The 26,384-nt window shown below is 55.1% G+C and carries 25 protein-coding genes; 4 read left to right on the forward strand and 21 right to left on the reverse strand.

Annotated elements, in window-relative coordinates; all coding sequences use genetic code 11:
- Positions 1 to 41 precede the first annotated feature (41 nt).
- The 3 genes from MWU60_RS07105 (at position 42) to folD (ending at position 3,425) form a co-directional block, all read left to right on the forward strand.
- Positions 42 to 620, forward strand: coding sequence for an MOSC domain-containing protein (locus MWU60_RS07105; RefSeq protein WP_247226552.1), 579 nt, complete (start codon positions 42 to 44; stop codon positions 618 to 620).
- A 141-nt stretch (positions 621 to 761) separates the two neighbouring features.
- Positions 762 to 2,438, forward strand: a complete 1,677-nt coding sequence (locus tag MWU60_RS07110) for a formate--tetrahydrofolate ligase (RefSeq protein WP_247226553.1) — start codon at positions 762 to 764, stop codon at positions 2,436 to 2,438.
- 93 nt (positions 2,439 to 2,531) lie between these two features.
- On the forward strand, positions 2,532 to 3,425 hold the full coding sequence (gene folD, locus MWU60_RS07115; RefSeq protein ID WP_247226867.1) for a bifunctional methylenetetrahydrofolate dehydrogenase/methenyltetrahydrofolate cyclohydrolase FolD: 894 nt from the start codon (positions 2,532 to 2,534) through the stop codon (positions 3,423 to 3,425).
- On the opposite strand, the gene pdeM is transcribed toward folD, so the two are convergent.
- From pdeM to MWU60_RS07195, 16 genes are all read right to left on the reverse strand, one after another.
- Positions 3,422 to 4,066, reverse strand: coding sequence for a ligase-associated DNA damage response endonuclease PdeM (gene pdeM, locus MWU60_RS07120; RefSeq protein ID WP_247226554.1), 645 nt, complete (start codon positions 4,064 to 4,066; stop codon positions 3,422 to 3,424). The two genes, folD and pdeM, sit on opposite strands and share 4 nt — an antisense overlap.
- Before the next feature lie 38 nt (positions 4,067 to 4,104).
- The gene (locus MWU60_RS07125) at positions 4,105 to 6,510 is read right to left on the reverse strand and encodes a ligase-associated DNA damage response DEXH box helicase (RefSeq protein WP_247226555.1); all 2,406 of its coding nucleotides are present in this window, start codon (positions 6,508 to 6,510) and stop codon (positions 4,105 to 4,107) included.
- 30 nt (positions 6,511 to 6,540) lie between these two features.
- On the reverse strand, positions 6,541 to 7,338 hold the full coding sequence (locus MWU60_RS07130) for an NAD(P)-binding domain-containing protein (RefSeq protein ID WP_247226556.1): 798 nt from the start codon (positions 7,336 to 7,338) through the stop codon (positions 6,541 to 6,543).
- 71 nt (positions 7,339 to 7,409) lie between these two features.
- Positions 7,410 to 8,720 carry an ATPase gene (locus tag MWU60_RS07135; protein ID WP_247226557.1) on the reverse strand — a complete coding sequence of 437 codons (1,311 nt, stop codon included), beginning with the start codon at positions 8,718 to 8,720 and terminating at the stop codon, positions 7,410 to 7,412.
- A gap of 128 nt (positions 8,721 to 8,848) precedes the next feature.
- Positions 8,849 to 9,370, reverse strand: a complete 522-nt coding sequence (locus MWU60_RS07140) for a prepilin peptidase (protein ID WP_247226558.1) — start codon at positions 9,368 to 9,370, stop codon at positions 8,849 to 8,851.
- Positions 9,371 to 9,381: 11 nt separating this feature from the next.
- Positions 9,382 to 10,239: a tetratricopeptide repeat protein gene (locus MWU60_RS07145; RefSeq protein ID WP_247226559.1), complete on the reverse strand. Its 858-nt coding sequence runs from the start codon at positions 10,237 to 10,239 to the stop codon at positions 9,382 to 9,384.
- A gap of 27 nt (positions 10,240 to 10,266) precedes the next feature.
- A complete protein-coding gene (locus MWU60_RS07150; protein WP_247226560.1) occupies positions 10,267 to 10,830 on the reverse strand; it encodes a tetratricopeptide repeat protein in 564 nt (187 codons plus the stop codon).
- Positions 10,831 to 10,835: 5 nt separating this feature from the next.
- On the reverse strand, positions 10,836 to 11,804 hold the full coding sequence (locus tag MWU60_RS07155; protein WP_247226561.1) for a type II secretion system F family protein: 969 nt from the start codon (positions 11,802 to 11,804) through the stop codon (positions 10,836 to 10,838).
- Positions 11,805 to 11,815: 11 nt separating this feature from the next.
- Complete coding sequence (locus tag MWU60_RS07160; protein ID WP_247226562.1) at positions 11,816 to 12,781, reverse strand: type II secretion system F family protein; 966 nt, start codon at positions 12,779 to 12,781, stop codon at positions 11,816 to 11,818.
- A gap of 5 nt (positions 12,782 to 12,786) precedes the next feature.
- Positions 12,787 to 14,250 (reverse strand): CpaF family protein, encoded by a 1,464-nt coding sequence (locus MWU60_RS07165; RefSeq protein WP_247226563.1) that lies wholly within the window; start codon positions 14,248 to 14,250, stop codon positions 12,787 to 12,789.
- Between the two features lie 11 nt (positions 14,251 to 14,261).
- A complete protein-coding gene (locus tag MWU60_RS07170) occupies positions 14,262 to 15,506 on the reverse strand; it encodes an AAA family ATPase (protein WP_247226564.1) in 1,245 nt (414 codons plus the stop codon).
- A gap of 248 nt (positions 15,507 to 15,754) precedes the next feature.
- Positions 15,755 to 16,411, reverse strand: a complete 657-nt coding sequence (locus MWU60_RS07175) for an OmpA family protein (protein WP_247226565.1) — start codon at positions 16,409 to 16,411, stop codon at positions 15,755 to 15,757.
- A 15-nt stretch (positions 16,412 to 16,426) separates the two neighbouring features.
- Positions 16,427 to 17,857 carry a type II and III secretion system protein family protein gene (locus tag MWU60_RS07180; RefSeq protein WP_247226566.1) on the reverse strand — a complete coding sequence of 477 codons (1,431 nt, stop codon included), beginning with the start codon at positions 17,855 to 17,857 and terminating at the stop codon, positions 16,427 to 16,429.
- A gap of 221 nt (positions 17,858 to 18,078) precedes the next feature.
- Positions 18,079 to 18,909, reverse strand: coding sequence for a Flp pilus assembly protein CpaB (cpaB, locus tag MWU60_RS07185; protein ID WP_247226567.1), 831 nt, complete (start codon positions 18,907 to 18,909; stop codon positions 18,079 to 18,081).
- A 564-nt stretch (positions 18,910 to 19,473) separates the two neighbouring features.
- Positions 19,474 to 19,665: a hypothetical protein gene (locus MWU60_RS07190; RefSeq protein ID WP_247226568.1), complete on the reverse strand. Its 192-nt coding sequence runs from the start codon at positions 19,663 to 19,665 to the stop codon at positions 19,474 to 19,476.
- A 201-nt stretch (positions 19,666 to 19,866) separates the two neighbouring features.
- The gene (locus tag MWU60_RS07195) at positions 19,867 to 20,058 is read right to left on the reverse strand and encodes a hypothetical protein (RefSeq protein WP_247226569.1); all 192 of its coding nucleotides are present in this window, start codon (positions 20,056 to 20,058) and stop codon (positions 19,867 to 19,869) included.
- A gap of 393 nt (positions 20,059 to 20,451) precedes the next feature.
- On the opposite strand from MWU60_RS07195, the gene MWU60_RS07200 reads away from it, so the two are divergent.
- Positions 20,452 to 21,246: a lytic transglycosylase domain-containing protein gene (locus tag MWU60_RS07200; protein WP_247226868.1), complete on the forward strand. Its 795-nt coding sequence runs from the start codon at positions 20,452 to 20,454 to the stop codon at positions 21,244 to 21,246.
- Here MWU60_RS07200 and MWU60_RS07205 read toward each other — a convergent pair.
- The 5 genes from MWU60_RS07205 to topA form a co-directional block, all read right to left on the reverse strand.
- Entirely contained in the window at positions 21,243 to 21,533 is a 291-nt protein-coding gene (locus MWU60_RS07205) for a GNAT family N-acetyltransferase (protein WP_247226570.1), read from the reverse strand. The two genes, MWU60_RS07200 and MWU60_RS07205, sit on opposite strands and share 4 nt — an antisense overlap.
- Complete coding sequence (locus tag MWU60_RS07210; protein WP_247226571.1) at positions 21,526 to 22,149, reverse strand: 3-oxoacid CoA-transferase subunit B; 624 nt, start codon at positions 22,147 to 22,149, stop codon at positions 21,526 to 21,528. Before MWU60_RS07210 ends, MWU60_RS07205 begins: the two co-directional genes overlap by 8 nt.
- Position 22,150: 1 nt before the next feature.
- Positions 22,151 to 22,846 (reverse strand): CoA transferase subunit A, encoded by a 696-nt coding sequence (locus tag MWU60_RS07215; protein WP_247226572.1) that lies wholly within the window; start codon positions 22,844 to 22,846, stop codon positions 22,151 to 22,153.
- 169 nt (positions 22,847 to 23,015) lie between these two features.
- Entirely contained in the window at positions 23,016 to 23,708 is a 693-nt protein-coding gene (locus MWU60_RS07220; protein ID WP_247226573.1) for a class I SAM-dependent methyltransferase, read from the reverse strand.
- Positions 23,709 to 23,714: 6 nt separating this feature from the next.
- Positions 23,715 to 26,312, reverse strand: a complete 2,598-nt coding sequence (topA, locus tag MWU60_RS07225; RefSeq protein WP_247226574.1) for a type I DNA topoisomerase — start codon at positions 26,310 to 26,312, stop codon at positions 23,715 to 23,717.
- Between the last annotated feature and the right edge of the window lie 72 nt (positions 26,313 to 26,384).

Genomic DNA, 26,384 nt, shown 5'->3' on the forward strand with positions numbered 1-26,384 from the left:
TGGCGTTTTAAGCATCCACAAACGCTTTTAGGAGACGCCCCATGCCCGCACTTGTTCCAACCGAAATCACAGGCGAGGTGGTATGGGTCGGCCATGTGCCCGACCGCGATGCATCTTTGCGATCTCGCCCGGCGCAAGAGGCGCAGCTGACCTATGCTGGCATGCCGGGTGAGGCGCATGGCGGATTGACCCGGCTCTCTTGCGCCCGGGTCACCAGTCAGCATGCGCGCAACACGGAAATCCGCAACGTCCGCCAACTCTCTATTGTGTCTTCTGAAGAACTTGCCGAAATCGCGGCGGATTGCGGTTTGGATGCACTGGACCCAACCTTGGTCGGTGCCTCACTGGTCATCAAGGGCATACCGGACTTCACGCATCTACCACCTTCGTCCCGGCTGCAACTGCCCGATGGGGCGACGCTGGTTGTTGATATGGAAAACCACCCTTGCCACCTGCCTGCAAAGCCAATCAACACAGCGCACCCTGGCGCAGGGGATAAGTTCAAAGCGGCCGCCAAAGGCAAACGCGGGGTCACAGCCTGGGTTGAGCGCGAAGGCCATATCCATGTGGGTGATGCCATACGACTGCACATTCCTGACCAACGCGCATGGCAGCCTTAGGTTTCCCATCCGAAACAGTCCTGCCGCAGACCGACGATTCCGACGGCGAAAATGTCGCAATCACGGTGCATGCGATGGTATTCACCCGCTAGAAGCGGTGTTGAACAAGAATGGCAATGCCAACGCTCAGGGAAGTTTTTCATGGAATATAAGTCTGATATCGAGATCGCGCGCGGCGCACAAAAGCGTCCGATCCAAGAAATCGGCGCAAAGCTGGGCATTGAGAGCGATGATCTGCTGCCCTATGGCCATGACAAGGCCAAGGTCAGCCAGCGCCTGATCGACAGCGTGCAAGACCGCACAGATGGCAAGCTGATCCTTGTGACCGCCATCAACCCAACGCCTGCGGGCGAAGGCAAAACAACGACGACCGTCGGTTTGGGCGATGGCCTGAACGCGATTGGCAAAAAGGCTGCGATCTGCATTCGTGAAGCTTCGCTTGGACCATGCTTTGGTATGAAGGGTGGTGCTGCTGGCGGGGGTTATGCCCAGGTCGTGCCGATGGAAGACATGAACCTGCACTTTACGGGTGATTTTCACGCCATCACATCCGCGCACAACCTGTTGTCTGCGATGATTGACAACCATATCTATTGGGGCAACGCGCTTGAGATTGACATCCGCCGCGTCGCGTGGCGCCGCGTGCTGGATATGAACGACCGGGCCTTACGTCAGATCACGGCATCCCTGGGTGGTGTAGCCAACGGTTTCCCGCGCGAAGCCGGGTTTGATATTACGGTGGCGTCCGAAGTCATGGCGATCCTCTGCCTTGCGCGGAACCTCGATGACCTGCAAAAGCGCCTTGGCGATATCATCGTGGCCTACCGTCGTGATCGTAGCCCGGTTTATTGCCGTGATATCAAAGCCGACGGTGCAATGACCGTGCTGCTGAAAGATGCGATGCAGCCAAACCTTGTGCAGACGCTTGAGAACAACCCGGCCTTCGTCCATGGCGGCCCTTTCGCGAACATTGCCCACGGCTGCAACTCTGTCACCGCAACCACGACTGCGCTGAAACTGGCGGACTATGTTGTGACCGAGGCTGGCTTCGGTGCTGATTTGGGTGCCGAGAAGTTCATGAACATCAAATGCCGTAAAGCGGGCCTTGCGCCGTCCTGCGTTGTGGTTGTCGCCACTGTGCGTGCGATGAAAATGAATGGTGGTGTGGCCAAGGCTGATCTAGGTGCTGAGAATGTGGATGCTGTGAACGCCGGGTGCCCGAACCTTGGTCGTCATATCGAGAACGTCAAATCCTTCGGTGTGCCGGTTGTCGTTGCCATTAACCATTTCGTGACAGATACGGATGCCGAAGTGGCGGCTGTGAAGGCCTATGTTGAAACCCAAGGGTCTGAAGCGATCCTGTGCAAGCATTGGGCGCTGGGCTCGGAAGGCACGAAAGAGCTTGCGACACGCGTGGCGGAGATTGCGGATGCGGGTAAAGCTGATTTCGCACCGATCTATCCTGATGACATGAGCCTTTTCGATAAGATCAATACGATTGCCAAGAAGATCTACCGCGCCGATGAAGTCATTGCGGATAGCAAGATCCGCGATCAGCTGAAAACCTGGGAAGAGCAGGGTTATGGCCATCTGCCGGTCTGTATGGCCAAGACGCAATACAGCTTTACGACTGATCCCACGCTGCGCGGTGCACCAACCGGGTTTTCCGTGCCGGTCCGTGAGGTCCGCCTGAGCGCGGGTGCTGGTTTTATCGTTGCGATCTGCGGTGAGATCATGACGATGCCCGGTCTGCCGCGTGTGCCATCAGCCGAGCAGATCATGCTGAATGATGCAGGTGAGATTGAAGGCCTGTTTTAATGGATCGGGCGGGGCGACGCTTGACTGCGTCATCGCCCCGCCCACCCTCCCGATGCCTCCGGCGGAGGTATTTTTGAACATGAGAAGATGACAATGACAGCGACAGTGATTGATGGAAAAGCCTTTGCCGCACGCGTGCGTGGGCTGGTTGGCGAAGGTGTGGCCAAGCTGAAAGAAGAGCAGGGGATCACCCCCGGTCTGGCTGTCGTCTTGGTGGGTGAAGACCCCGCCAGTCAGGTCTATGTCCGCTCCAAAGGCAAGATGACGGTTGAAGTTGGCATGGCCTCTTTCGAGCATAAGCTGGATGTTGACACCTCCGAGGCTGATTTGCTGGCTGTGATTGCGCAGTTGAACAATGACCCTGCAGTGCATGGCATTCTGGTGCAACTGCCGTTGCCGGACCATCTTGATAGCGATCTGGTCATCAACAGCATTGATCCCGCGAAAGATGTGGATGGCTTCCATATCTCCAATGTCGGGCTTTTGGGGACTGGGCAGAAAAGCATGGTCCCTTGCACTCCTTTAGGCAGCCTGATGATGCTGCGTGATCATCACGGGTCTTTGTCAGGCATGAATGCGGTTGTTATTGGCCGCTCCAATATCGTTGGCAAACCGATGGCCCAGCTTTTGCTGGGTGATAGCTGCACGGTCACAATCGCCCATAGCCGCACCAAGGATTTGCCCGATGTTGTGCGCCAGGCCGATATCGTTGTGGCGGCAGTTGGCCGTGCGCAGATGGTGACGGGTGATTGGATCAAGCCCGGTGCGACGGTGATTGATGTGGGCATCAATCGGATCGAAAAGCCCGAAGGTGGCACGCGGTTGGTTGGCGATTGCGACTATGACAGTTGCGCGGCTGTCGCCGGTGCGATCACGCCTGTCCCAGGTGGTGTGGGGCCCATGACCATTGCGTGTTTGCTGGCCAACACCCTGACGGCCTGCTGCCGCGCGAATGGTTTGGCTGAGCCCGAGGGTTTGACCGCCTAGGACACCGGTACTGGGATCGCCTTGTGCCCGGTCAGGATAGCCATGATTGGCCCATTGAACAGCCTGCGGATGTCCTTGGAATGACTGGCAAGGCCCCCGGTATAGGCGCCATAAGCGGGCATAATCATGCGTTCATGGTCCAATAGGAAAGCAGGTTGGCTGCGCCCCGTCACCCGGTGCTTGGGGTGATAGTGGCCTGACACCTCGGCGGTGGCTGCACTGGCGATGTGCCGCAACGTCAGGGTGCCGATGGTGATCTCGCCCAGATGCGTGCCACCCATGTCAATCGGGCCGGGGTCGTGGTTGCCCTCAATCCAAACCCAGCTTTTGCCTGCTTGCAATCGCGCCAACCAAAGCCGCATATCGTCATCAAGGCTTGCTGCGGCATCAAGATCATCAAAGCTGTCCCCAAGGCAGATGATCTGGCTGGGCTTGGTCGCCGCAATATCGGTTTCCAGTTTTTGCAGTGTGTCCTGCACTTCGTAAGGCGGCAGCATCACGCCGCTGCGCCGTGCGATCCGTTCGGATTTGCCCAAATGCAGGTCTGAGACGCATAAGACATCATGTGCGGGCAAATGCAGTGCACCTGACGGCAATGCGATGCATTGGGTTTTGCATAATGAGAATGTGTAGGCGTTCATGCTCTGTTCTTGGGCTAAGCAGTTGCGCAGATCAAGCCTCAAAGTGCGCTGACACCGGCCTCTTGCATCAGGCGCGCTGCTTCTTCCTCCAAGATGCGGTCCTGTCCTGCGCCCGCCACGGCAATCCGGCCTTGTTCAAGAAACATCGGCAGCGAAAGCGGGGTAACACGATCAAGGATCACATGGTCGATGCGGCCTGCCGTGCGCGCCAGCATTTCTTCGATCCGCCCAAAGTCGACCAGCCCACGCATCGCCTCTTCGCGGGTGATCCGCAGCATCAGGTGATCGGGGTCGTATTTGGACAACGTGTCGTACAGGATGTCCGACGAAAACGTGGCTTGTCGCCCGCTTTTGCGGGCTTGCGGCAGGTTCCGCTCGATCAGGCCTGCAATGGTCGCGGCACCGCGGAACGTTTTCTTCATCACCGCATTGCCTGACAGCCAAGTTTCAAAATCAGCGCGCATGTTGTCAGGCTCCAACAATGGGGCAGGGTCGTGGACCGGGTCCAACCCCCAGACAAGCGTTGCATAGTCGGTCGCGACAAAGCCAAGCGGATGCAATCCGAGTTCTTCCATCCGCTGTGTCAGCAACATGCCCAGCGTCTGCATCGCGTTGCGCCCGGCAAAGCCGTAGACGCAGATGTGGTGGCGTCCTTCGTGGGGGAAGCTTTCAACAAGGATGCGGTCGGCCTCGGGCAGTTTTGAAAATTGCCGCTGGAGCCTCAGCCATTCGGCGGTATGCGCGGGCAGGTTTGGCCAGTCGGGTTGGTCGAACATGCGCAATATGCGTTGTGAAAGCTGCGTTGAGTTGGCGAACTTTGTGCCCATGAAGGTCGCGATTTTTGGCTTTTTATCGGCGCGGCGTGATACTTGAACCGTCATTTCCTTCAGGTTTTCATAGCGCACAACCTGCCCACCGATCAGAAAGGTATCGCCGGGAGTGAGTGTCGCGGCAAAGGCCTCTTCGACTTCGCCTAGCGGCTTGAAATTGCCTTTCAGGCGCACCTTCAGCGTGTCGGTGTCTTGGATCGTGCCGATGTTCATACGGATGCGCTGCGCCGCACGCGGGTCGCGTAACTGCCACATGCCATCGGCCGTTTGCAGCAGCCGTTTCCATTTGTCATAGGCGCGCAGGGCATAGCCGCCGGTGGCGCAGAAGTCGAGACAGTCATCGAAAGCGGCGCGCGACAGGGTGCGGTAGGCGCCGACCGCTTTGATTTCGCGGTAGAGCTGATCGGCATCAAATGGCCCCGCACAGGCGGTGATCAGGATATGCTGACACAGAACATCGCGGGGTCCGGGGCCTTTGGGGTCGCCATCCAGATCATGTTCTTTTACCGCTTCCAGCGCGGCGACACATTCGACAACCTCAAAGCGGTTCGCCGGAACAAGCAAGGCCTTGGAGGGCGCGTTGTAGCGATGGTTCGCCCGCCCGATCCGCTGGACCAAGCGCTTGACGTTTTTGGGCGCACCGACTTGCACGACCAGATCAACGTCCCCCCAGTCGATGCCCAGATCAAGCGAGCCTGTGCAGACGATGGCGCGCAGATCACCGGCGACCATCGCTGCCTCGACCTTTTCGCGCTGTTCGCGGGCGAGGCTGCCGTGGTGGATGCCAATGGGCAGGTCATCGGTGTTTGCGAGCCAAAGGTTGTGAAAGAAAATCTCGGCCTGCGCGCGGGTGTTGTGAAAGATCAGCGTGGTGTTGTGTTTCTTGACCTCGTCCAGCACAGCAGGGATCGCATAATTTGCACCGCCGCCTGTCCAGGGCGGCTTTTCCTGTGTGATCAGCATGGAAATGTCCGGGTCCGGCCCGGGGTCTGCGTTGATGATTGCGCAAGGGTCGGGGTGACGGGCAAGTTCTGCTGCGATGGCATCGGGGTCTTCGACCGTGGCCGACAGTCCGACCCGTCGCAGATCGGGGGCGAGCGTTTGCAATCGGCTGACGGCCAGCATCAATTGATCCCCGCGTTTACTTTCGGCGAGCGCGTGGATTTCATCGACGATGATGCGTTGCAGCCCTTTGAAGATGCGCGGCGCGTCTTCATAGCTGGTCAGCAGCGCGAGCGATTCAGGGGTTGTCAGCAAGATATGAGGCGGATCAGCACGTTGACGGCGCTTTTGCGTGTAAGAGGTGTCGCCGGTGCGATCTTCGATGCGGATCGGCAGGTCCATTTCATCAACCGGGGTACGCAGGTTGCGTTTGATGTCAGCGGCAAGCGCCTTGAGAGGTGAGACATAGAGGGTGTGGAGGCCTTTGTGCTGCCCGTCTGCGAGTTCCAGCAGTGAAGGCAGGAAACCCGCCAAGGTTTTACCACCGCCCGTGGGCGCAATCAGCAGCAATGCAGGCGCTGACGTTTGGTCCAGCATCGCCTGCTGATGGGGATGAATCGACCAGCCGCGTTTGGAAAACCAGCTTTCAAAAGTTGGGGGCAGGGGCGTCATTGGGTTAATGTGACCCGTGTGCGAAGGGCGTCAAGACGCAGCTTCTGGTTTGCGCCGTGGTTTAAGGTTTCGGATCGCATCCTGCACGGCAATGGGCAACGCGGTCTGATCACCTGGCGCGATATCAAGGGCTGAGGCCACGTCCTTGAACAATATCCCGATCGTGTTGTCCGCCGTGTAGCCATCACGCGCGAACTCAATCTCATCGAACCCTGAGGCAAGCCAGTTTTGCCCCGATGCCGTGTTGATCAATGCCAGCAGCTTGGCCTCATCCACACCTTCGGCATCGGCCCAGTCCAGCACGAGCCGCGTCATCGCGGTGTTTGAGGCTGCCAGTAGATTGTTCAGCACCTTCGCCGTCATTCCGGCCCCATAGTCACCCATGTGATGCACCGTGTTGCCCATTGCTTGCAGCAAAGGTGTCACCTGATCTGCCGGGCCGCCGGTCATAAAGGTCAACGTACCTGCATCCGCTTTGACTTGCGCACCGGACATAGGCGCATCAATAAGCGCAATATGGTCAGGGATGCGGGCCCGTAAGGCTTTGACATATTTGGGAGAAAGCGTGGAACTGATGATAATACGGCTGAGCGTTCCGGCCTGCGTCACAACCGCTTGGTCATCAAAAAGGAGCGCGTCGGTTTCAGCGGTATCGCGGACAACGGTGATCAGCGTCGTTAGACCATCGACAAACGCATCCACATCCGTACCGACACCATTCATAGGGCGCACATCAAAACCGCGCACATTGAACCTTGCATTTTGAAGGTTTCGCAACATGCCCATGCCCATCCGGCCACAGCCTGCGACGCCGATAATATCTGTCATCCATCCGCTCCAAAGAAAAAGGCTTCCCTCAGGGTAGAGGGAAGCCAAGTTCTTGGGAATGTCGAATGATGTTAGTGAATGATTTCCTCTTCTTTCACGAACATGTTGGCCCACGCACGATCCAGCAATTCAGGTGACATCTGGTAGGGAATACCTTCGAATTCGCAGATCGAAATCATCTGGTCGATCAAGAAGATCGGCTGATAGTTGGCATAAACGTTGTCAATCTCAGGATAGCGCACGTTCAGCAGGTGAACCAGCGTGTCTTCGTCCAGCGGCATTTTGCGCTTGCGGGCGACCATGGCGAAAATCTTGAGGAAGTCCTCTTGGTTCGGACCATCAATCTTGATCTTGTAGAAAATACGACGCAAGGCCGCTTTGTCGAAGATCGCGTTGGGGTGGAAGTTGGTTGAGAAGACGACTAGCGTATCAAAAGGCACTTCGAATTTCTCACCCGATTGCAGGGCAAGAATATCTTTGTTTTCTTCCAGCGGAACAATCCAGCGGTTCACAAGCGTCTGTGGCGGTTCAGCCTGACGGCCAAGGTCGTCCACGATGAAGATGCCGCCTGTGGATTTCAGCTGCAAAGGCGCCTGATAGGTCCGGGCCGTCGGGTTATACACAAGGTCCAGCATTGACAGCGACAATTCACCACCGGTGATCACTGTGGGGCGTTCGCAGCGCACGTAGCGCGTGTCGAAACGGCCTGAGGTGCGGCGCAGGCTGTTAGGATCGTCTATGTCATCCTCGGCGGCACTGTGCACGATCGGATCATAGACTGTGATAACCTGACCAGAGTATTCAATCGCGCGAGGCACATAGATTTTGTCACCCAAAGCATCGCGAATACCGTTCGAGATGGATGATTTACCGTTGCCCGGAGGGCCATACATCAGGATCGAACGGCCGGCACTGATAGCGGGGCCCAGGTTGGACAGCATATCGTCGGGCAGAACAAGGTGACCCATTGCAGTCTGCAACTGGTCACGTGTGATCTGGATGTTGCGGATCGACTGACGTTGGATTTGCTGGCGGTAGATATCCAGCGGGACGGGCATCGCGCCGTAATACTCAGACTGCGATGCGGCATCGAGCGCACGGGCGCGGCCCGCGTCGGTGAGCTGATAGCCCATCTCATTGCCGCTATTGGCGTTCAGGGTACCTGTCGCTTCAAGCAGCAACTGGCCACGGGCCATATCGACGAGCTCTTGTGTCACCGGGATCGGCAAGCAAATCGCTCTGCTAATCTGCGATACCAGATCAAGGTTCATGCGGAACATTGTCTTGATCAGAATATCCCGCATCATCGCCATAGGCAGCTGCATGGCCTCTAAGCTGCGCGGTGCCGGTGGCGCCATTACACTGGATGCTTGCACGTTCATATCGGGTCCCGCCCATCACAATAGAAAAACAATTCTCACCGACCATGCGGCGCTTAATACCTAGTTTACAGCGCTTTGTGGCGAAATAGTGAACAAAGATGACATAGTCCGAGGCATTACAGAATTTCTTAGCGATAAATCGCCACCACCAGCAGGTAGAACAGGAGCGTCATGCTGAGCGGGAAACCTTTGGGAAATGCCAGATCAATGCCCAAAAAGCCTCCGCGCAGGTCGCCGCGGGTCGCATGCCAGCTTTCCCAATCAGGGGCGAGCTTCTTGAGCGGGGTAAACCGAAAGATGCTGTGGATCACCAAGGCGCCCAAAAGACACGCGGCGAACAGTCTAAGGATCAGTTGTAGGTCCGCGGTCATGAAAAACGGGGCCATCGCCGCGATCATCTTGGCGTCGCCCGCACCCATCACGCGCAAGGCCCATAGCGCCATGCAGATGATCAAGACGATGGGAAAGTGGAGCCATTGCCATAGGTAAAGCGGAAAACCAAAAGCGAATGGGCCAAGCAGGGCGAAAGCCAACAGCAGGGCTGCGTTAGACCCGTTTTTGATCTTCATGGTCCGCATATCGGTCCATGAAATGTAGAAAGCTATGGGAATGACAACTGGCAAGAACCAGTAGGCTGCCTGTGCTGTCATTCCCATTGGTGTTAGTTTACCACGTTGTTTTCAAGGGCATCCAGCGCGCGGGCGGCTTCCTCAAAATACTGTGGGTGCGTCGCAATCGCGTCGTTCAACAGCGATTTCCCGATGGTGACGTCGTTCTGCTTGATCGCGGCCAATGCCATTGTGTGCATCAGGCGCGCACGCTCTGTTTGGGTCATAGGCACGACGGGGATCGCATAGTTGCGCTGGGCGCCACGTGCCAGAACAAGGTTATTCTTGGCGGTAAACATGTCCGGGTTGAACCGCAGGGCATCGACAAACAGACGCTCTGCGTCGCCGTAATCGCCACGCGTCAGTTTAGAGTAGCCCCAGTTGTTGTAGACTGTTGCGGGGCGGGTCGTCAGGCCGACGGCGGTTTCATAAAAGCTGTCTGCTTTGTCCCATTGCTGTCGGCTGTCCGCGACCATCGCCTCTAGCCTGTAACGTTTGAACGTCTCATAGGTTGGGGGCACGGTATTGAGCGTCGCCGCCGCCTCGTCCCATTGGTTGCCACGCACATGTGCGTCTGCCAGATCAACCCGGTCGGAATTGGTGGCCTCTTCATGTGCAACAACGTTTTGCCATGCGGCGACCGCTTCGGTGCTGCGGTTCGCGCGGACCAGCGATTTTGCCAGACCGCGTTGTAGATCAATACGGCCCGGATCGTTCGCGTTTGCGCCTGCGAAATAGCGCACGGCCTCATCCGGATCGCCGACCGTCAGCATGACATCGTTGAGGTTACTTTCATCGACAACGTTCAGGTCTTGCAGGGCGCGTTCGACCTCGGCTTCGCCGTCTTGTTGTCCACACGCAGACAGGCCGATGGCCGCCGCGCAAAGCGTCAGAATAATGGGGTGGCGCATGTTTCTGCGTCCTTTTGCTGCTCTTGCCTATAGTGGTTCCGTCATGAGTGCAAAATCGCCTGCACCCCGCCGGATCAGATTAAAGTTCTGATTTTGTTGTAGCGCATTATTGCCCGGATTTTCCAAATTTGCGAGCGCTAAGCGCAAATTGTCACGAATTTCGTCGGAATTTCCGTTGTCTGCGGCAAAAGCACGACGAAAAACCTCGCTTGCTTCGGCGATATCGCCCTTTTCCATCAGGATAACGCCTAGATTGTTCCACGCAGGCGGGAAGGTGGGGTCTTCCTCAACGGCGCGGCGCAGCCAGCGTTCGGCCTGACCAAGGCGGCCCAGATTGAGGTTCGCGGACCCGATCGCCGACATTGTATCGACGTTCAGACCTTGTTGCGCTGCGGCACGGTTGTAGGCACGCAAAGCCAGTTCATGTTCGCCTGCCGCCATCAGCCGGTGCCCGACGACCAGCCCGTCCACGGTGCTGCGCCCGGCAACACCCGGCGCAAAGACACCATCGGACGAACGATTAAGGCCGCCTGAGGAACAGGCGGCCAAGGTGACTATGAAGAGGCCAAGGTATAGTGGCCTGCGTGTCATTAAGATCAGCCTCCGCCGAGGTTTACGGCAATCGCGTAAAGAGATGGTCCGATCAGCATTGCCATCAATGGTGGCACCGTCAACATCATTGTTGCCAATGTCATTTTGGTTGGCAGCTTGTTTGCAGCTTCTTCAGCGCGCATCACGCGCTTGTCGCGCATTTCAGATGCATAGACCCGCAAGGCGTCAGCGATAGACGTACCAAATTGCGCTGACTGTACCAGAACTGTGACGAAGCTAGAGATATCCGCTACGCCACACCGATCCGACATGTCTTTCAATACGGTGTTTTTGTCCTTGCCGGCCTTGACCTCTTGGCTAACAATTTCAAATTCATCGGCCAGATCAGGAAAGCCAGCTTTCAGTTCCCGTGATACGCGAATGATGGATTGGTCAAGCGATTGACCCGCCTCGACGCAGACCAACATCATATCCAGGCTGTCAGGAAAGCCGTTGGTAATCGCCTCCTGGCGCATCTGCTGGCGTCGCGTGACCCAGTATTTGGGCAGATAGTAACCAACGAGCGCTGGTCCCATGATCCAAATTGCCAGATCTTGCGATGATACCTCAACGGATGCCATCTGGATAATGGCGTAAATGCCACCGCAGATCAGGCCGAAGATCCCCAAGGCGAACTGCGCAAAGTGGAAGATCCGAACAGAGTTCTGGCTGCGGTATCCAGCTTGCATCAGCTTCAGCTTAGCGGCGGAATACTCTTCTGCGTTTTGTGGTTCCAAAAAGTTTGAGTACTTCTCAAGCTTGTCTTTGCTGCTCGCACTGCGCAGCTTTTCGCCTTTAGCGCCCTTTTTCCCTTCGGGCTTTCCCGCGGCCTTGAGTTTATCAAGCGGATCAACCTCCTTCTTTAGCAAGACAGGCAGGGTGATCAGGATCAGGAAGGTCCCTAAAAGTCCAACGACCATCAAGGGGCCGTAGGGGCCAAGTAGGTCGGTGATCATGGCTTGGATTTGTTCCATGGTGACGTTCCTTAAACCTTAATGTTAACCAAAGAGCGCATCACGATGAGGTTCAGCACAAGAAAACCTGCCACGACAAGACAAGCGGGAATGAAGAGAGGGCTTTCCATCACTTCATCATAGTAGTCAGGCTTGACAAGGTTAATACCAAGCAAGGCAATGATTGGGAAAGCGGATAGCAGGTTACCTGACCACTTTGCCTCAGCTGTAATTGCCGTGACACGGCGGAAAAGCCGGAAACGTGCACGGATCACTTTTGCCAGGCCATCGAGAATCTCTGCCAAGTTACCACCTGAGGTTTGTTGGATCGTCACAGCGACCGCAAGAAAGCGCATGTCTTGGTTATCAAGGCGTTCTGCCATCGCTTTAAGCGTTTCGCCCATGTCACGACCATAGGCGGCCTCGTCCGAAATCATGCCCATTTCGGTGCCCAACGGATCAGGCACCTCACGGGCCACAATGCTAACAGCCGAGGAAAACGGGTGGCCGACACGCAAGGAGCGCACCATCAATTCCACTGCTTCAGGCAGTTGTTCACCCAGCATTGCCATACGTTTGTTGGCTTTACCGTTCACCCAAACGTAGACACCGCCAACACCCATCAGGGCTGCAACAAGAATGCGAATGGCCGGGCTCACATCTGTCAGGACGGTAAGCATCGCAAACGATGCGACGCCAAGCACGATCATCATCAAGATCAATTGTATAGGCGTGAACGCGATGTTTGCGCGTTGCGCCCTGTCAGCCAGCAAAGAGTAAATCGGAATACTCTGCGACTTCATATGCTGGGTCATTTCCTTGCGGAGTTGATCAAGCACTTGTTCGCGGTTGCCGCCCTTATCCAGCATGTCAAGACGGCGGTTTACCTTGCCATCCATGCTGATCGATTTGCCAAAGATGACAAGATATGCGCCCTGAACCAACGCCAAAACGGCGAGGAAGATCAGCACATAAATGACTGGTTCTGCTGAGATCATGTCGTTTACTCCGCGACCATGGGTTCAAAGATTGCCGGTGGTAGGTCATAACCCCACAGCTTAAAGCGCTCTGAGAAGTGACTGCGCACCCCGGTCGCTGTGAAGTGACCGATGATTTTGTTGTCCGGCGTCAGACCGACGCGCTGATAACGGAAAATTTCCTGCATGGAAATCACATCACCTTCCATACCCGTGATCTCGGTGATTGAAACCATCCGGCGCGAACCATCCTGCAAGCGCGAGGCTTGCACGATCAAGTTCACAGCTGATGAAATCTGGCTCCGCATCGCTTTGATGGGCATTTCAATACCAGCCATCGCGATCATGTTTTCCAGACGTGACACACCATCGCGCGCCGAGTTGGCGTGGATTGTGGTCATGGACCCATCGTGGCCAGTGTTCATGGCTTGAAGCATGTCGATAACTTCTTCGCCACGGGTCTCACCCACGATGATGCGGTCAGGACGCATACGCAGGGCGTTTTTCAGACAATCGCGCTGCGATACACCGCCCTTGCCTTCGACATTTGGTGGACGGCTTTCCATCCGGCCAACGTGTGTCTGTTGCAGTTGAAGTTCCGCTGTATCCTCAATCGTCAGGATACGTTCGGCGTCGTCGATAAAGCCTGACAGGGCGTTCAGCGTCGTCGTTTTACCCGAGCCGGTACCACCTGACACGATCACGTTCAGGCGGGTCGATACAGCGGCTTGCAGATATGCAGCCATTTCCTCGGTGAACGCACCGAACTTGACCAGTTCCTCGACGCCAAGCTTGTCCTTTTTAAACTTACGAATGGAAACCAGCGAACCATCCACCGCAATCGGTGGCACCATCGCATTGAAACGCGAACCATCGGCCAAACGGGCGTCAACATAAGGGTTGGATTCATCAACGCGGCGACCCACAGCGGATACGATCTTGTCGATGATCCGCAGCAGGTGTTTTTCGTCTTTAAACGTAATGTCAGTCAGTTGCAGTTTACCGTCGCGTTCCACAAAGATCTGTTGTGGGCCATTGACGAGAATATCGTTGACGCTTTCGTCCTTCAGCAATGTCTCAAGCGGGCCAAGGCCGGTGACTTCAAAGAACAAATCCTGGCTGAGCGTTTGACGTTCGTCACGGTTGAGAACGATGCCCATATCTTCGAGGGTTTCATTGGCAATCGCGTTGATTTCGGTGCGAAGTTCTTGCTCGGACGCGGTATCAAGCGCGGCGAGGTTCAGGTTATCGAGCAACGCCTTGTGCAATTCGAGTTTGATTTCACCCAAACGTTCCTTGCGGCGCTTGTCCTTGTCCATCGGTGCGACTTCGCCAGCACGTTTGCCCGGCTTTGGCTTCATGAGTGACTGGCGCGCGTCGTCGGGTTTCGCCGCAGCAATCGCGGCAACGTTGACCTTGGAACCGGCGGCGGCACCGTCGGCATTCGCTACACCTTTCGGAGTATCTGGCTTTTTATACTTTGAAAACATGTCGTTACCTCTCAAGCTCTCGCTTCTGCGGCGGTATCCTGATTGACATCATGGACGGATTTCGCAAGTTTTAGGATTTCTTTTCTCAGCGGGTTCTTAGCATTGGACTCAGCCATAGGTGAGCCGTGGTCCGCACTTTGCATCACGGGCTTACCGCCATCAGGCAGCAAGACTTCGATTGAAATGCCAAGACTGTCTGACAGACGTTTCACGCGGCTTTTGCCGTTTAGATCGGTAAAGCCGGGCGCACGGTTCAAGACAAAGCGGATCTTCTCAAACGGCAGATCCTCCGACTGCAATGCGCGCTTTAGGCGCAGTGTGTTCTGCGCACTGCGCATATCAAGCTCAATCATCGCGAAATAGACATGGGCCATTTCCAGAACGGTCTGGGACCATTCGACCATGGTCGAGGGCATGTCGATGACGACATAATCAAAATTCTTGCTGGCCATTTCAATCACACGCGACACGTCCTGAGGTGTAATCATGTCCAACGGGATCATATCGGTGGGTGCTGTGAGAACGTGCAGCTTGTCACCATAAGTCAGCAACGCCTGCATAAACGCTTCGCTATCCATCGCGTCGGTATCAGTCAGCATTTCAAGCACTGCTTCGCGGCGCGGCAAGTCCAGATAGGTCGAGGCCGAGCCAAACTGGAAATCCAGATCAAGCAGACAGACCTTTGGTGGGTCTTCCTTTTCGATGTTTGCCAGTTCCCAAGCCATGTTGACCGCAAACATAGTCGCGCCAGTACCGCCGGCCACGCCGTGAATAGGCATGATGACGCCAGACTTATCGCCAGTTGCCTTGAACGTTTTGCCGCCGTCATCTGGCACGGCCACTTCCTGAACGGTCAAAACGCGCTCGATCGCGCGGGCCAGTTCATTTTCGGGAAGCGGGTAGGGGACAAATTCATCGCCACCTTCACGCAACAATTGGTGCAATGCGCCGGGGCTGACGTCTTCTGCGATCAAGATCACTTTGATTCTTGCAGCTTTGGCGGCCTTAATGACCTCAGATATGGTCGCCAGATTGTCTTCATCTTCTGCGTCCATTGCTATGGTCACGAATTGCAAACCACTGGCATCGGATTGCCCCAGAAAAGCGGGGGCGTCTTCAAAGCTCAGGTCACCCCACGCATCGCCGAGAGCGGACTCCATATCTTCGATCAAAAGATCAAAGTTCTGGACGTCACGACTGATAGTGCAGGCCACAATTGGTGGCGGGTCGCTCTGGACGACCGGGTTCGTACTCATATTGCCAATGTCCCCATCAAGTGATCAACACGTTACCAAGCACCTCACACTGCGCACAACCTACCACAACGGATAGTGTTGCCCACTGCCCAACGGCACCGCACGCCAACTTACACAACTATTCGTGGGAATCTTGTCGAGATTTGGACCAAAAGATCGTAATTGTGCGAATTTTTGCGACGATCAGTGGAAATCTGTAGAAGTGTTGACGCCGGATGCATGATCCGGCGTCAATAACTCGGCGGAAGTTAGCCGCCTTCACCAGTAGAGATCGCGGCTTCTGAGGCCGATGTCGCAGGTGTCGCGCTGCGGACATACTCGCGGAAGATAACCTGCGCATACTTACCGTTCAGCAAGAGCGGGTGACTTTCCACAAAGCCGGATACTTCAGTCACTGTGCGACGGTTACGACGCTCGCGACCTTCAGTGACAACCAGTGGCTGCGTTTCACCGAAAGAGGATACAGCCTGCAAGCGGCTGCGGTCGATTCCCTGCGATGCAAAGAAAGAAACGACAGCCTGTGCACGGCGCAAGCCCAAGCTACGGTTATAACTTTGGCTACCAACCAGGTCGGTGTGGCCATAAACCGTAAAGCGTACTTCCGGGAATTGACGGATCCAATTGGCCTGCTTCATCAAGGTGCTGCGCGCATCTGCGTCCAGCGCCGTTGAGTTGAAGGCAAAGTTGACCGTCGAATTCACATCAGATGCGAAACGCCGCGCAAGGTTGACTGTATAGTCCTGCTGCCCCGACTGGAGCAACCGGTTGTTCATTGTCGCTTCACCAAAATCGCCCGAGTCAATCTGTGATCCTGCTTCGGAATAGAAAGACGAATACGTCGGGTCGTTTGGCGAACACGCTGCGAGTGTGGCTGCAGCAATAGCCGTTGTTATCATATATTTCATCGACTTATGCTCCAATCATTCGTCCAGGACATAGCCATAGGACCCGCTAAAGTCCTGGCGTGCCACTTCGCCTGCGCCACCGCTTGATGGTGCACCGGTCCGGGCCACGCGGCCAAACAAGAACAGGTCCTGTTCGGTCGGTGGGCGTACTCGGTCTGTAGGCAATGCAAGTGCTTCACCACGTGTCGGCGATACCAGATGCGGTGTGACAATGATCACAAGCTCTGTCTGGCGGCGCGCATATTCAGCGCTGCGGAACAGGGCACCCAAAACCGGGATGTCACCAACCCAAGGCACCTGACCACTCAAGTCTGTAAAGTCATCCGACAACAGCCCCGCGATTGCAAAGCTTTCACCATCGCGCATCTCGACAGTTGTCGAGGTTTCGCGGCGGCTGAAGGCATCAATCGAGAAACCATTCGCTTGGAAACTGTTGGATGGGTCAATTGCGGATACTGCAGCAACCAATTCCAGGTTGATGATGTCACCGTCAATAACCCGTGGGATGAAGTTCAGTTCAACACCGAAGGGCTTGTATTCAACAGTGATTCCTCCGTCTTCGTTGCTGATAGGCACCGGATACTCGCCACCGGCAAGGAACGTTGCTTCCTGACCACTGAGTGCTGTCAGATTTGGTTCCGCCAATGAACGTACAACACCGCGTGATTCCAGCGCTTCCAGAAGAATACCAACTTCCAAACCGCCGACACCAAACCCGAACAGGGCCGCGCCGTTGTTTTCGTTAACGCCTGGAACAATGCCCCCAAGTGCGCCATTGATGCCGCCTTGACCAACTGTTGTGTTGGTCCCGGCTGTGGTCCGCAGATCACCATCAAGACCTAGCCCGGACAGGGCCAATGAACTTGAAAGCGCCTTGCTGACCGAACGCTGCATTTCTGCAAAGCGAACTTTCAACATAACCTGCTGAGTGCCACCGACAGTCATCAAGTTCGATACGCGATCTGGTGCATAGCGTTGTGCCAGATCAAGTGCACGATCAAGACGCGCGATTGAGCTGACTGTGCCTGACAATACAATACCGTCATTCGCAGTGCGTACTTCGATATTTTCACCGGGCAAAATCTGCGTCAGACGCTCTTTGAATTCTGCCATGTCAGGAGAAACATGTACTTCCACGTTCGTAATCAGACGACCGTCAGCACCCAAAAGGGTGAGTGTGGTGCGTCCGGGCTCCTTACCAAGAACGTAGATTGTCCGGTCTGACAGCGACGAAATGTCTGCGATCCCGGGGTTTGCAATAGATAGTTCTGTGAAGGGTACGTCGCTCTCCACAACAACGGCCCGGTTCATCGGAACGTTGAGCGCACTGGACGCCGCGCCGCGCAGAACGCGCAACGTTTCGGCCGGTGCAATACTGGGTGCTGCCGCTGTTAGCGACAACGTCAAGCCAGCAATAGCTGCCTTTAAGAATCTGTCATACTTCATAAGTGACCTGCCTCTCCGATCACGCCTCATTTAATGGGTCTTTACGCCCGTTGGATTTTTTGACCATGCGGCAGAACCACATTTATTGCAAGAATCAAGGGATTGGAGTGCAAAGCGTATGTGGATAACTGGCAACACTTTGGGTGACTACGCAAAACGCGCGCATCTTATCATTAAGATGCGCGCGCTTATTTTACTGATTTATGCGGGCAATTCTTGCGTCAGTCAGCGCAGTCAACTTCTACCTCAATGCGTTCAGTGCCGTTGCGTTGTGTGACAAAGCAGCGCTCCGGTGCAACTTCTTCAGGCGCTTCTTCAACAACTTCTTCGACGATGCCAAGCACGTCTCTGATGTTCGTTTCAATGCTCGTGTCGCCGCCATCGGCATCATCACGGGCAACCGGCGTGAGAGATAGATTACCAGCCGCTGATAATACCTGAATGTCAGCGAAGTCTGCCTGGGATACCTGCACAACGACGCCGCGTCCGCCGCGTTCAGCATCTTCGATCGCGATAATCTCAAGACCGCTTTTCACCAATCTTGAAATGCTGGCGCCAAGGCCAATCTGGCCGACCCAATACAAATCAATGCGGTCAGATACCTGAAGGTCACCCGCAAACGCTCGGGTTAGATTACTCGGAAGAGGAAATGCACGCATGCCGGGATCTAGCAACGCAGTAAGTCCGCGCGGAGCACCTGGCTCAGTCACTTTGGCTGCAAGAATCGGTTCGTTGATCTGCATTGGAATGCGAACCACCCGGGGTGTATCCAAACCTTGTGGAAAAAGCTCTTCTTCTGTAGTGAATACGCCTTCCGGCAAGTTCTCTTGTACGTAAGTAACAAGCTGCACATCCTCAGGCAGCAGAAAATCACCGTATGTTATATCGCGGACCGGTACATATATTTCCACGGTTCTAACAACTTGGCGCGCACGTTCGCGCTCACGCTCCAATGCGGTCGCTTGGGTATTGAGCTGTTGGTCAACCATATACACAGCAAAGCCTGCCAGACCCATACCGATCAATAGGACTAGTCCGAAAATTCCGCGCATTCATTCACCTCTAGTTCTCTGGCCATTCTTCAAACGGCTCACTCGGTTGGTCTTTGTTGCCACAACTTCAGCATCAGTGCGACTCTTGTAAAGTACGGTACCAAAGGGGCTCAAGACCACAAGTCAACCAAATCTGCCTTTACTTTGCGTTAAATTAAGGTGCAATGCGTCATTTCGGTTGAGGTGATTGAAACAACTAAATGATGTAGAGAAAGCATATAATGAAGCATGTTCGGTGACGCTGTGGCTGCAGAGCAGGCCTGGCAGTCATTCTTTTTGCGCGTCGCTGCAAATCAGTTGAGCCAGGCTGCGTCTCTGAGTGCCGATCGGGGCTAAATGGCTGATTTGGTCCACCCTATTTCGGACGGTTGAGGTTAGCAGGGTGCCGGATTTTGATTACTAACACAGCTGCAAGAATGCTTGGGTCTATAGGGTTCAGTTGGTTTTGACCAACCGACCGATCAAGCCCGACATATGCCGCTAGTAACGCCAATCATACCGTTAGGAAAAACGCATTGGGCTGTTGAAGAGCTGTTCACAAGATCGCAGCAAGAACTTGCACGCCTAGTCGCACGACCCGCCTGAGCACACGCTCAAAATATCTTGTTCAATGTCGCCAGCGAGCGCCTCGGTGCCGTCGCCGATAGCAACCATAACCAATGCGCCAAGCAAACAGATTGCTGCCGTTAGTCCAACAAAATCAACGGTTACGGCACCGTCGTCATCCGCAAGAAAAGCTGAGAGAAAAAACTTCATGATCACTCCTATCCGTACTTCGAAGCTGCCGTAACATGGCTGAACGTTCACTCTGTTCGGTTGCAGACCCAGTTGATCAGCGAACACACCAAAACCGATGTAAGCGTCTGATTACCGTGGGTCTGTCACCAAAAAAGCAGCGCTACACTAATGAAGCGCTGCTAATTCGATCATACTAAGAAGTCGTTAGAATTCATTAGATTAGTCGCAAGTACCGTCGGAACACTGGTTCAGAACGTCCTGTTCGATGTCGTTTGCAAGTGTGCTTGCACCGTTGCTGACGGCTGTACCAACAGCCAGGCCCAGAACAACGATTGCAGCTGTCAGAACAACGAAGTCTACAGTTACAGCGCCGTCTTCTTCGTTGCGGAAGTTTTTGATAAAGTTAAGCATTTTGTTCCCTCCTCAGGGTATTAGCAGAGTATGTTTCGTTCCTCGCCGGTGTCTTGGGCTAGGTCTCTAGCGCAATCCCCGTCTTGGATGAACATATATAGCCCCTTGAATGGGGCGGGAGTTTGGCAGCAAACGCGTTTTTTTGGACCGCTCCGCGTTTTTGCGCGAAATCAGCGTAACATGTTGTTTTTAAACAAAACAAAAATTCATATTGTATTCATCTTGAGCGTAATGCGTTGCGAAAAAGCCTGCAATCGCGGGTAAATTGGCCCGATTGTTCGCTGAATCTTGGTATGTCGGCGGCTTTCTGCCATGTTTTTATTAACAATAAACGGCGAGCGGGACCGGAAAATGAATCGGAAATTCATCGGCATAGCAGCTTTTGCTGCAATCATGGGGGCTGCCCCTGTGGCGGCAGAGGTTGAAAGGCTTCAACCGGACTTCACTTTCAAACGGGTTCCGTTGCCATCCGCGGCATCGACCAGCCGTATTACGGTACAGATTGATCCCAACGCCCCTCGGCTGGGTCCCGTCTATGCCGATCCAGAGCCCGAAGCTGTTGAAACGCCCGTAGCCGTCGCAATCCCGCCGGCGTCAGGATTGGAGTGGTTCTGGGCTGGTGTTTCGGGCACTTTGGCTGACCGTAGCCCCGCGCGGCTCGAACTGGCAATCAATCAGATCAACAATCCACCTGCGGGTAAGGCTGTTCCCGCTCCACGTCTACAAGCCCTACAGGATATCGCATCGACGCACGGGCTGAACATCTTAAGAGAGACAGTCGGCACGACCGTTTCACCCGCTTTGGTGCTTGCCGTGATTTCTGTTGAAAGTGCGGGGCGTGTTGACGCGGTCAGCTCTGCCGGTGCCCAAGGCCTGATGCAATTGATGCCCGATACCGCCAGCCGGTTTGGTGTGACGAACAGTATGGACCCAGCCCAGAACATCTCGGGCGGTGTCGCCTATCTGGAATGGTTGCTGGGGCATTTTGACAATGATCCTGTCCTTGCGCTTGCAGGGTATAATGCAGGCGAAGGCAATGTGCGCCGCCACGAAGGTGTACCGCCTTTTGCTGAGACGCGGGCCTACGTGCCCAAAGTACTGGCCGCGTGGCAAGTGGCCAAAGGGCTTTGCCAAACCCCGCCAGAGCTGATCACAGATGCCTGCGTGTTCAATGTGAACGGAATCTAAACCGAGAACGCATCCGCCCATTCAGGATGTTTGCGCCGCTGCGCATTCACGAAGGGGCAAAGCGGGACGATCTGAAATCCCTTGCTGCGCGCATCTGCAATGAATTCGCGCAGCATCACCAGACCGACACCTTCACCTTCATGTCCCGGAGCAACCTGCGTGTGGTCCGCGATTCGTATCTTTGCCGACATCACCGAATAGGTCAGCTCACTCTCGCCGGAAGCGTGCACTATATAATAGCGACCTTTTGTGCCGCTTTCTTCGTGCATCACAGAAAGATCAGACAATCGCGGCCTCTGTCGCTGCGCGCAACTCATCCTCGGTCACACCATCGGCGGTCTCAACGATTTTCAACCCACCTTCGACCACATCCAGTACCCCAAGGTTTGTGATGATCCGATCAACCACACCTTTTCCCGTCAGTGGCAGGGTGCATTCCTTCAGCACTTTACTGACGCCATGCTTGTTAGTGTGATCCATCACAACAACGACACGGCCAACGCCCGCCACCAAGTCCATCGCACCCCCCATGCCTTTGACAAGCTTGCCGGGGATCATCCAATTGGCCAGGTCACCATTTTCGGCCACTTCCATCGCACCAAGGATCGCCATTGCAATCTTGCCGCCGCGGATCATCCCAAAGGACTGGGCGCTGTCAAAATACGCTGTCTGGGGCAGTTCTGTAATTGTCTGCTTGCCAGCATTGATCAGGTCAGCATCTTCTTCGCCCTCAATCGGGAAGGGGCCCATGCCCAACATGCCGTTCTCGGACTGAAGGGTCACTTCAATACCGTCGGGGATATAGTTTGACACCAAGGTCGGAATACCGATGCCAAGGTTCACATACCAGCCGTCCTGCAGTTCTTGCGCGGCGCGTGCGGCCATTTGATTGCGGTCCCACATCTTATGCGCTCCTCACTGTGCGTTGCTCGATCCGCTTTTCATGTTCGCCTTGGATCAAACGATGCACGTAAATGCCCGGCAGATGAATGCTGTCAGGATCAAGCGACCCTGTCGGCACGATTTCTTCGACTTCGGCCACGCAAGTCTTGCCACACATCGCAGCAGGCGGGTTAAAGTTGCGGGCGGTCTTGCGGAACACTAGGTTCCCGGTCGCATCCGCTTTCCAGGCTTTCACGATGGCAAGGTCGGCAAAAATGCCTTCTTCCATAATGTAGGTTTCGCCGTTGAAGTCTTTATGCTCCTTGCCGTCAGCAATCACGGTGCCAACGCCGGTTTTTGTATAAAAACCGGGGATGCCGCAGCCGCCTGCGCGCATCCGCTCGGCAAGCGTGCCTTGAGGGTTAAACTCAAGCTCCAGCTCACCTGATAGATACTGGCGCATGAACTCCGCGTTTTCGCCCACGTAAGAACTGATCATCTTTTTGACCTGACGGGTCTGCAGCAGGATGCCTATGCCGAAGTCATCCACCCCAGCATTGTTCGACGCAAAGGTCAGATCCTTTGTGCCTGCGTCCTTGATGGCACTCAACAACAGTTCAGGGATGCCGCACAGGCCAAAGCCACCAGCGGCGATAAACATGCCGTCATGCAACAGCCCATCTAAGGCTGCGGCCGCATTTGGGTAAATCTTCTTCATTTTGGGTTCCCCGATAATCTGGCGCGGAAGGTGGCAATCTGATGGGGCGTTGTCAATTCAATTGCTGCGATGCGGCAGATCACATACCTGCAATGGGCCAAGCCTATCTGTTGGCTTTCATTGGCCGCAACGCTTTCGCAGGTGTCGACATCACTTGCTGTAAGTCTAGCTAGATAGCCTCAGCAATCACGACATAATTCTTGGGATACCCCTTGTCTTCGTACTTCAAGGCAACATCAAGTCGCGCCATAGGTCCGGTCAGCAGTCGCGCAGCACTGCGCGCAAAATACAAGATACAGGCATGACGCAGACGCATGAAAAAGCCGGCGTCAGAGGCAGGCCAGACTGGTAGGTTCCGAGCGATCCCCTTTAACTGGTAAGACACCGTCCCAAAATACCCTTCAAGCCAATCAATGCTTTTGACCTCAAAACCGGACTTGGCGAACATCATCTGATGGGCAAACTGCGTGTAGCGAAAGAAGTCGTAGGGCTGTTCGTGTTCTTCGTAATACAGCGGGCAGGTGCAGATAATGCGCCCGCCCGGTTTGAGGACACGGCGCAACTCAGTCAAAATGACAATCGGGTCAGGGACATGTTCAAGCACTTGATTAAGCACGACATGGTCAAACCTGCCGTCATCAACTGGTATCTGAGCGAGGTCACAGACATAGGTTTGCGGGGCATAGGTTTTCGACTCAACCTTGGTGAAATCCGCGCTCTCATAGACGGCATGGTCAAAAAGATCGGCATAGGGTTGTTCACCCGCGCCAGCGTCAAGGACATAATCGCCCTTTGACACCCCCGCTGCGAAGGCTGCATTGACCTTGCGCAAGTAGATCCGCGAAGAGTTGACTGCGGGCATCGGATACTAGCCTGACTTTGCGGCGGCTTTTTTCGCCACAGTTTTTTTCTTCTTCGCAGGCGCTTTCTTGCGGGCGGGTTTCTTCTTGCCCGCCTTCTCAGCGCGTTCATCAATCAGATGTACGGCCTGCGCCATGGTCAGCTCGGACGGTTCAATCGTGTCCGGGATCGTCGCGTTTATCTTTTCCCATTTCACATAAGGCCCATACTTGCCGTCAAAGATATTGACCGGACCGCCCGCTTCTGGATGTTCACCCAGCTCGCGGACAGGCAATGCCGCTTTGCCGCGCTGGCCACGGGACGCGACCTTTTCGGCCAACAATTGCACTGCGCGGTTCATCCCGACAGTCCAAACCTCATCAATGCTGTCAAGGTTGGCGTTTGTACCGCCACGGTGCGAGGTGCTTTCCGCGTGTTTGAGGTAAGGACCATAGCGCCCAAGATTGGCCCAAACGGCAACGCCATCCTCGGGGTGCGGACCCAATTCGCGGGGCAGAGATAGCAGCATCAGCGCCTGATCAAGCGTGACTTCCTCAGGCTCCCAACCTTCGGGTACGCCTTGACGGGGTGGCTTTTTGTTCTCTTCCGTCACTTCGCCGCGCTGGGCATAGGGGCCGAAGCGGCCTTTGAAGATGCGAATTTCATCGCCGTTATCAGTACCCAGCAACTTACCCTCAGGTGGAATCGCCGAGAGTTCTGCCTCTGGATTAGGCGGACCGAAGGCGCGGGTATAGCGACACTCAGGATAGTTGGAGCAACCAATGAACGCACCACCAGAGCGGGCAGTGCGCATTGACAAGCGGCCCGCGCCGCAGTTGGGACATAGGCGCGGATCGCTGCCATCTTCGGTGGGTGGGAACAGATGCGGCTCCAACACCTCATTGATTTTTTCAAGCACCTCGGTGATGCGCAGATCGGCAGTTTCGGCAATGGCGGCAGAAAAATCATGCCAGAACCGGCTTAGAACCTTTTTGTAGTCAGCATCGCCTGCACTGACTTCATCCAGCTGGTTTTCGAGATCAGCGGTGAAGTCATAGCCAATATAACGACGGAAATAATTCGTCAGAAAGGCCGTGACCAAACGCCCCTTATCCTGCGGGATCAGGCGGTTCTTGTCTTTTTCAACATAACCGCGATCCTGAATGGTGGTCACGATCGAGGCATAAGTGGAAGGGCGGCCAATGCCGAGCTCTTCCATCCGCTTGACCAAAGTCGCTTCGGTGTAGCGGGGGGGCGGTTGGGTAAAATGCTGTTCGGGATTGACCGATTTCTTCTCGGCTTTTTCGCCCTCGGCCAGTTGCGGCAAGCGCTTGTCGTCATCATCGACGACGCTGTCATCTTTGCCTTCCTCGTAAATCGCGATGAAGCCATCAAACACCATGACCTGCCCATTGGCACGCAACACGACCTGATCGTCGGCGCTCGTGATGTCGACCACGGTCCGTTCCAGCTTGGCGGCGGCCATCTGGCTGGCCATCGTGCGTTTATAAATCAGGTCATAAAGCTTGCGCTGATCTGCATCGACAATCTTGGCGTCTTCGGTGCTGACGTTCATTTCCGTGGGGCGAATGCACTCGTGTGCTTCTTGTGCATTCTTGGCTTTGTTTTTGTACATGCGCGGCTGATCAGGCAGGTATTTTTCGCCAAATCTCGCCTTGATTGCGTCACGCGCGCCGGTCACAGCCTCGGGTGCCATATCAATGCCGTCTGTCCGCATATATGTAATCAGGCCCGCCTCATACAAGCGCTGGGCGACGCCCATGGTTTGCTTGGCGCCCATGCCAAACTTGCGGCTCGCCTCTTGTTGCAGAGTAGACGTCATAAAGGGTGGTGAAGGGTTGCGGGTCGCGGGTTTCGCCTCAACCGATTTGATCACCAGATCACGCGAGTTTATCGCCTGCACCGCCAATTCGGCCTGCGTTGCGTTGCCCAGATCAAATTTATCAAGCTTCTTGCCCGCCAGCGTCGTCAGGCGCGCCTCAAAGGTTTGGCCCCGCGCCGATTGTAGCAGCGCTTTGACAGTCCAGTATTCCTGATTGCGGAACGCTTCGATTTCCATCTCACGCTCGACGATGATGCGCAGGCACACCGACTGCACGCGACCTGCGGATTTGGCACCCGGCAACTTGCGCCACAATACCGGCGATAGGTTAAAGCCCACCAGATAATCCAGCGCGCGACGCGCAAGATAGGCATCAACCAGCGGTGCATCGACCTGACGGGGGTTCTTCATTGCCTCTGTCACGGCGGCCTTGGTGATCGCGTTAAATACGACGCGGCTGACGGGCGTGTCTTTCTTGATCGCTTTCTTGGCGGTCAAAGCCTCAGTCAGGTGCCATGAAATCGCCTCGCCCTCGCGGTCGGGGTCAGTGGCAAGGATCAGTTCATTGTCTTCTTTCAGCGCGTCAACGATGGCTTTGATATGCTTTTTGCTGTCAGACGCGATTTCCCATTTCATGTCGAAATCTTCGTCAGGCAGGACAGATCCGTCTTTGGGTGGCAGGTCGCGGACGTGCCCATAAGACGCGAGAACCGTGTAATCGCTGCCAAGATACCCGTTTATTTTCTTGGCCTTAGCAGGGGATTCGACAACAACAACGGGCATGAGAATCCTTTACAGCAAATGCAGTTCCTTAAGTCGGGCAAGATGTGGCGTCTGTTCGCCGAATGTCAATGA

Source organism: Yoonia sp. F2084L, assembly GCF_023015625.1.
In the GTDB taxonomy this organism is placed as follows: Bacteria; Pseudomonadota; Alphaproteobacteria; order Rhodobacterales; family Rhodobacteraceae; genus Yoonia.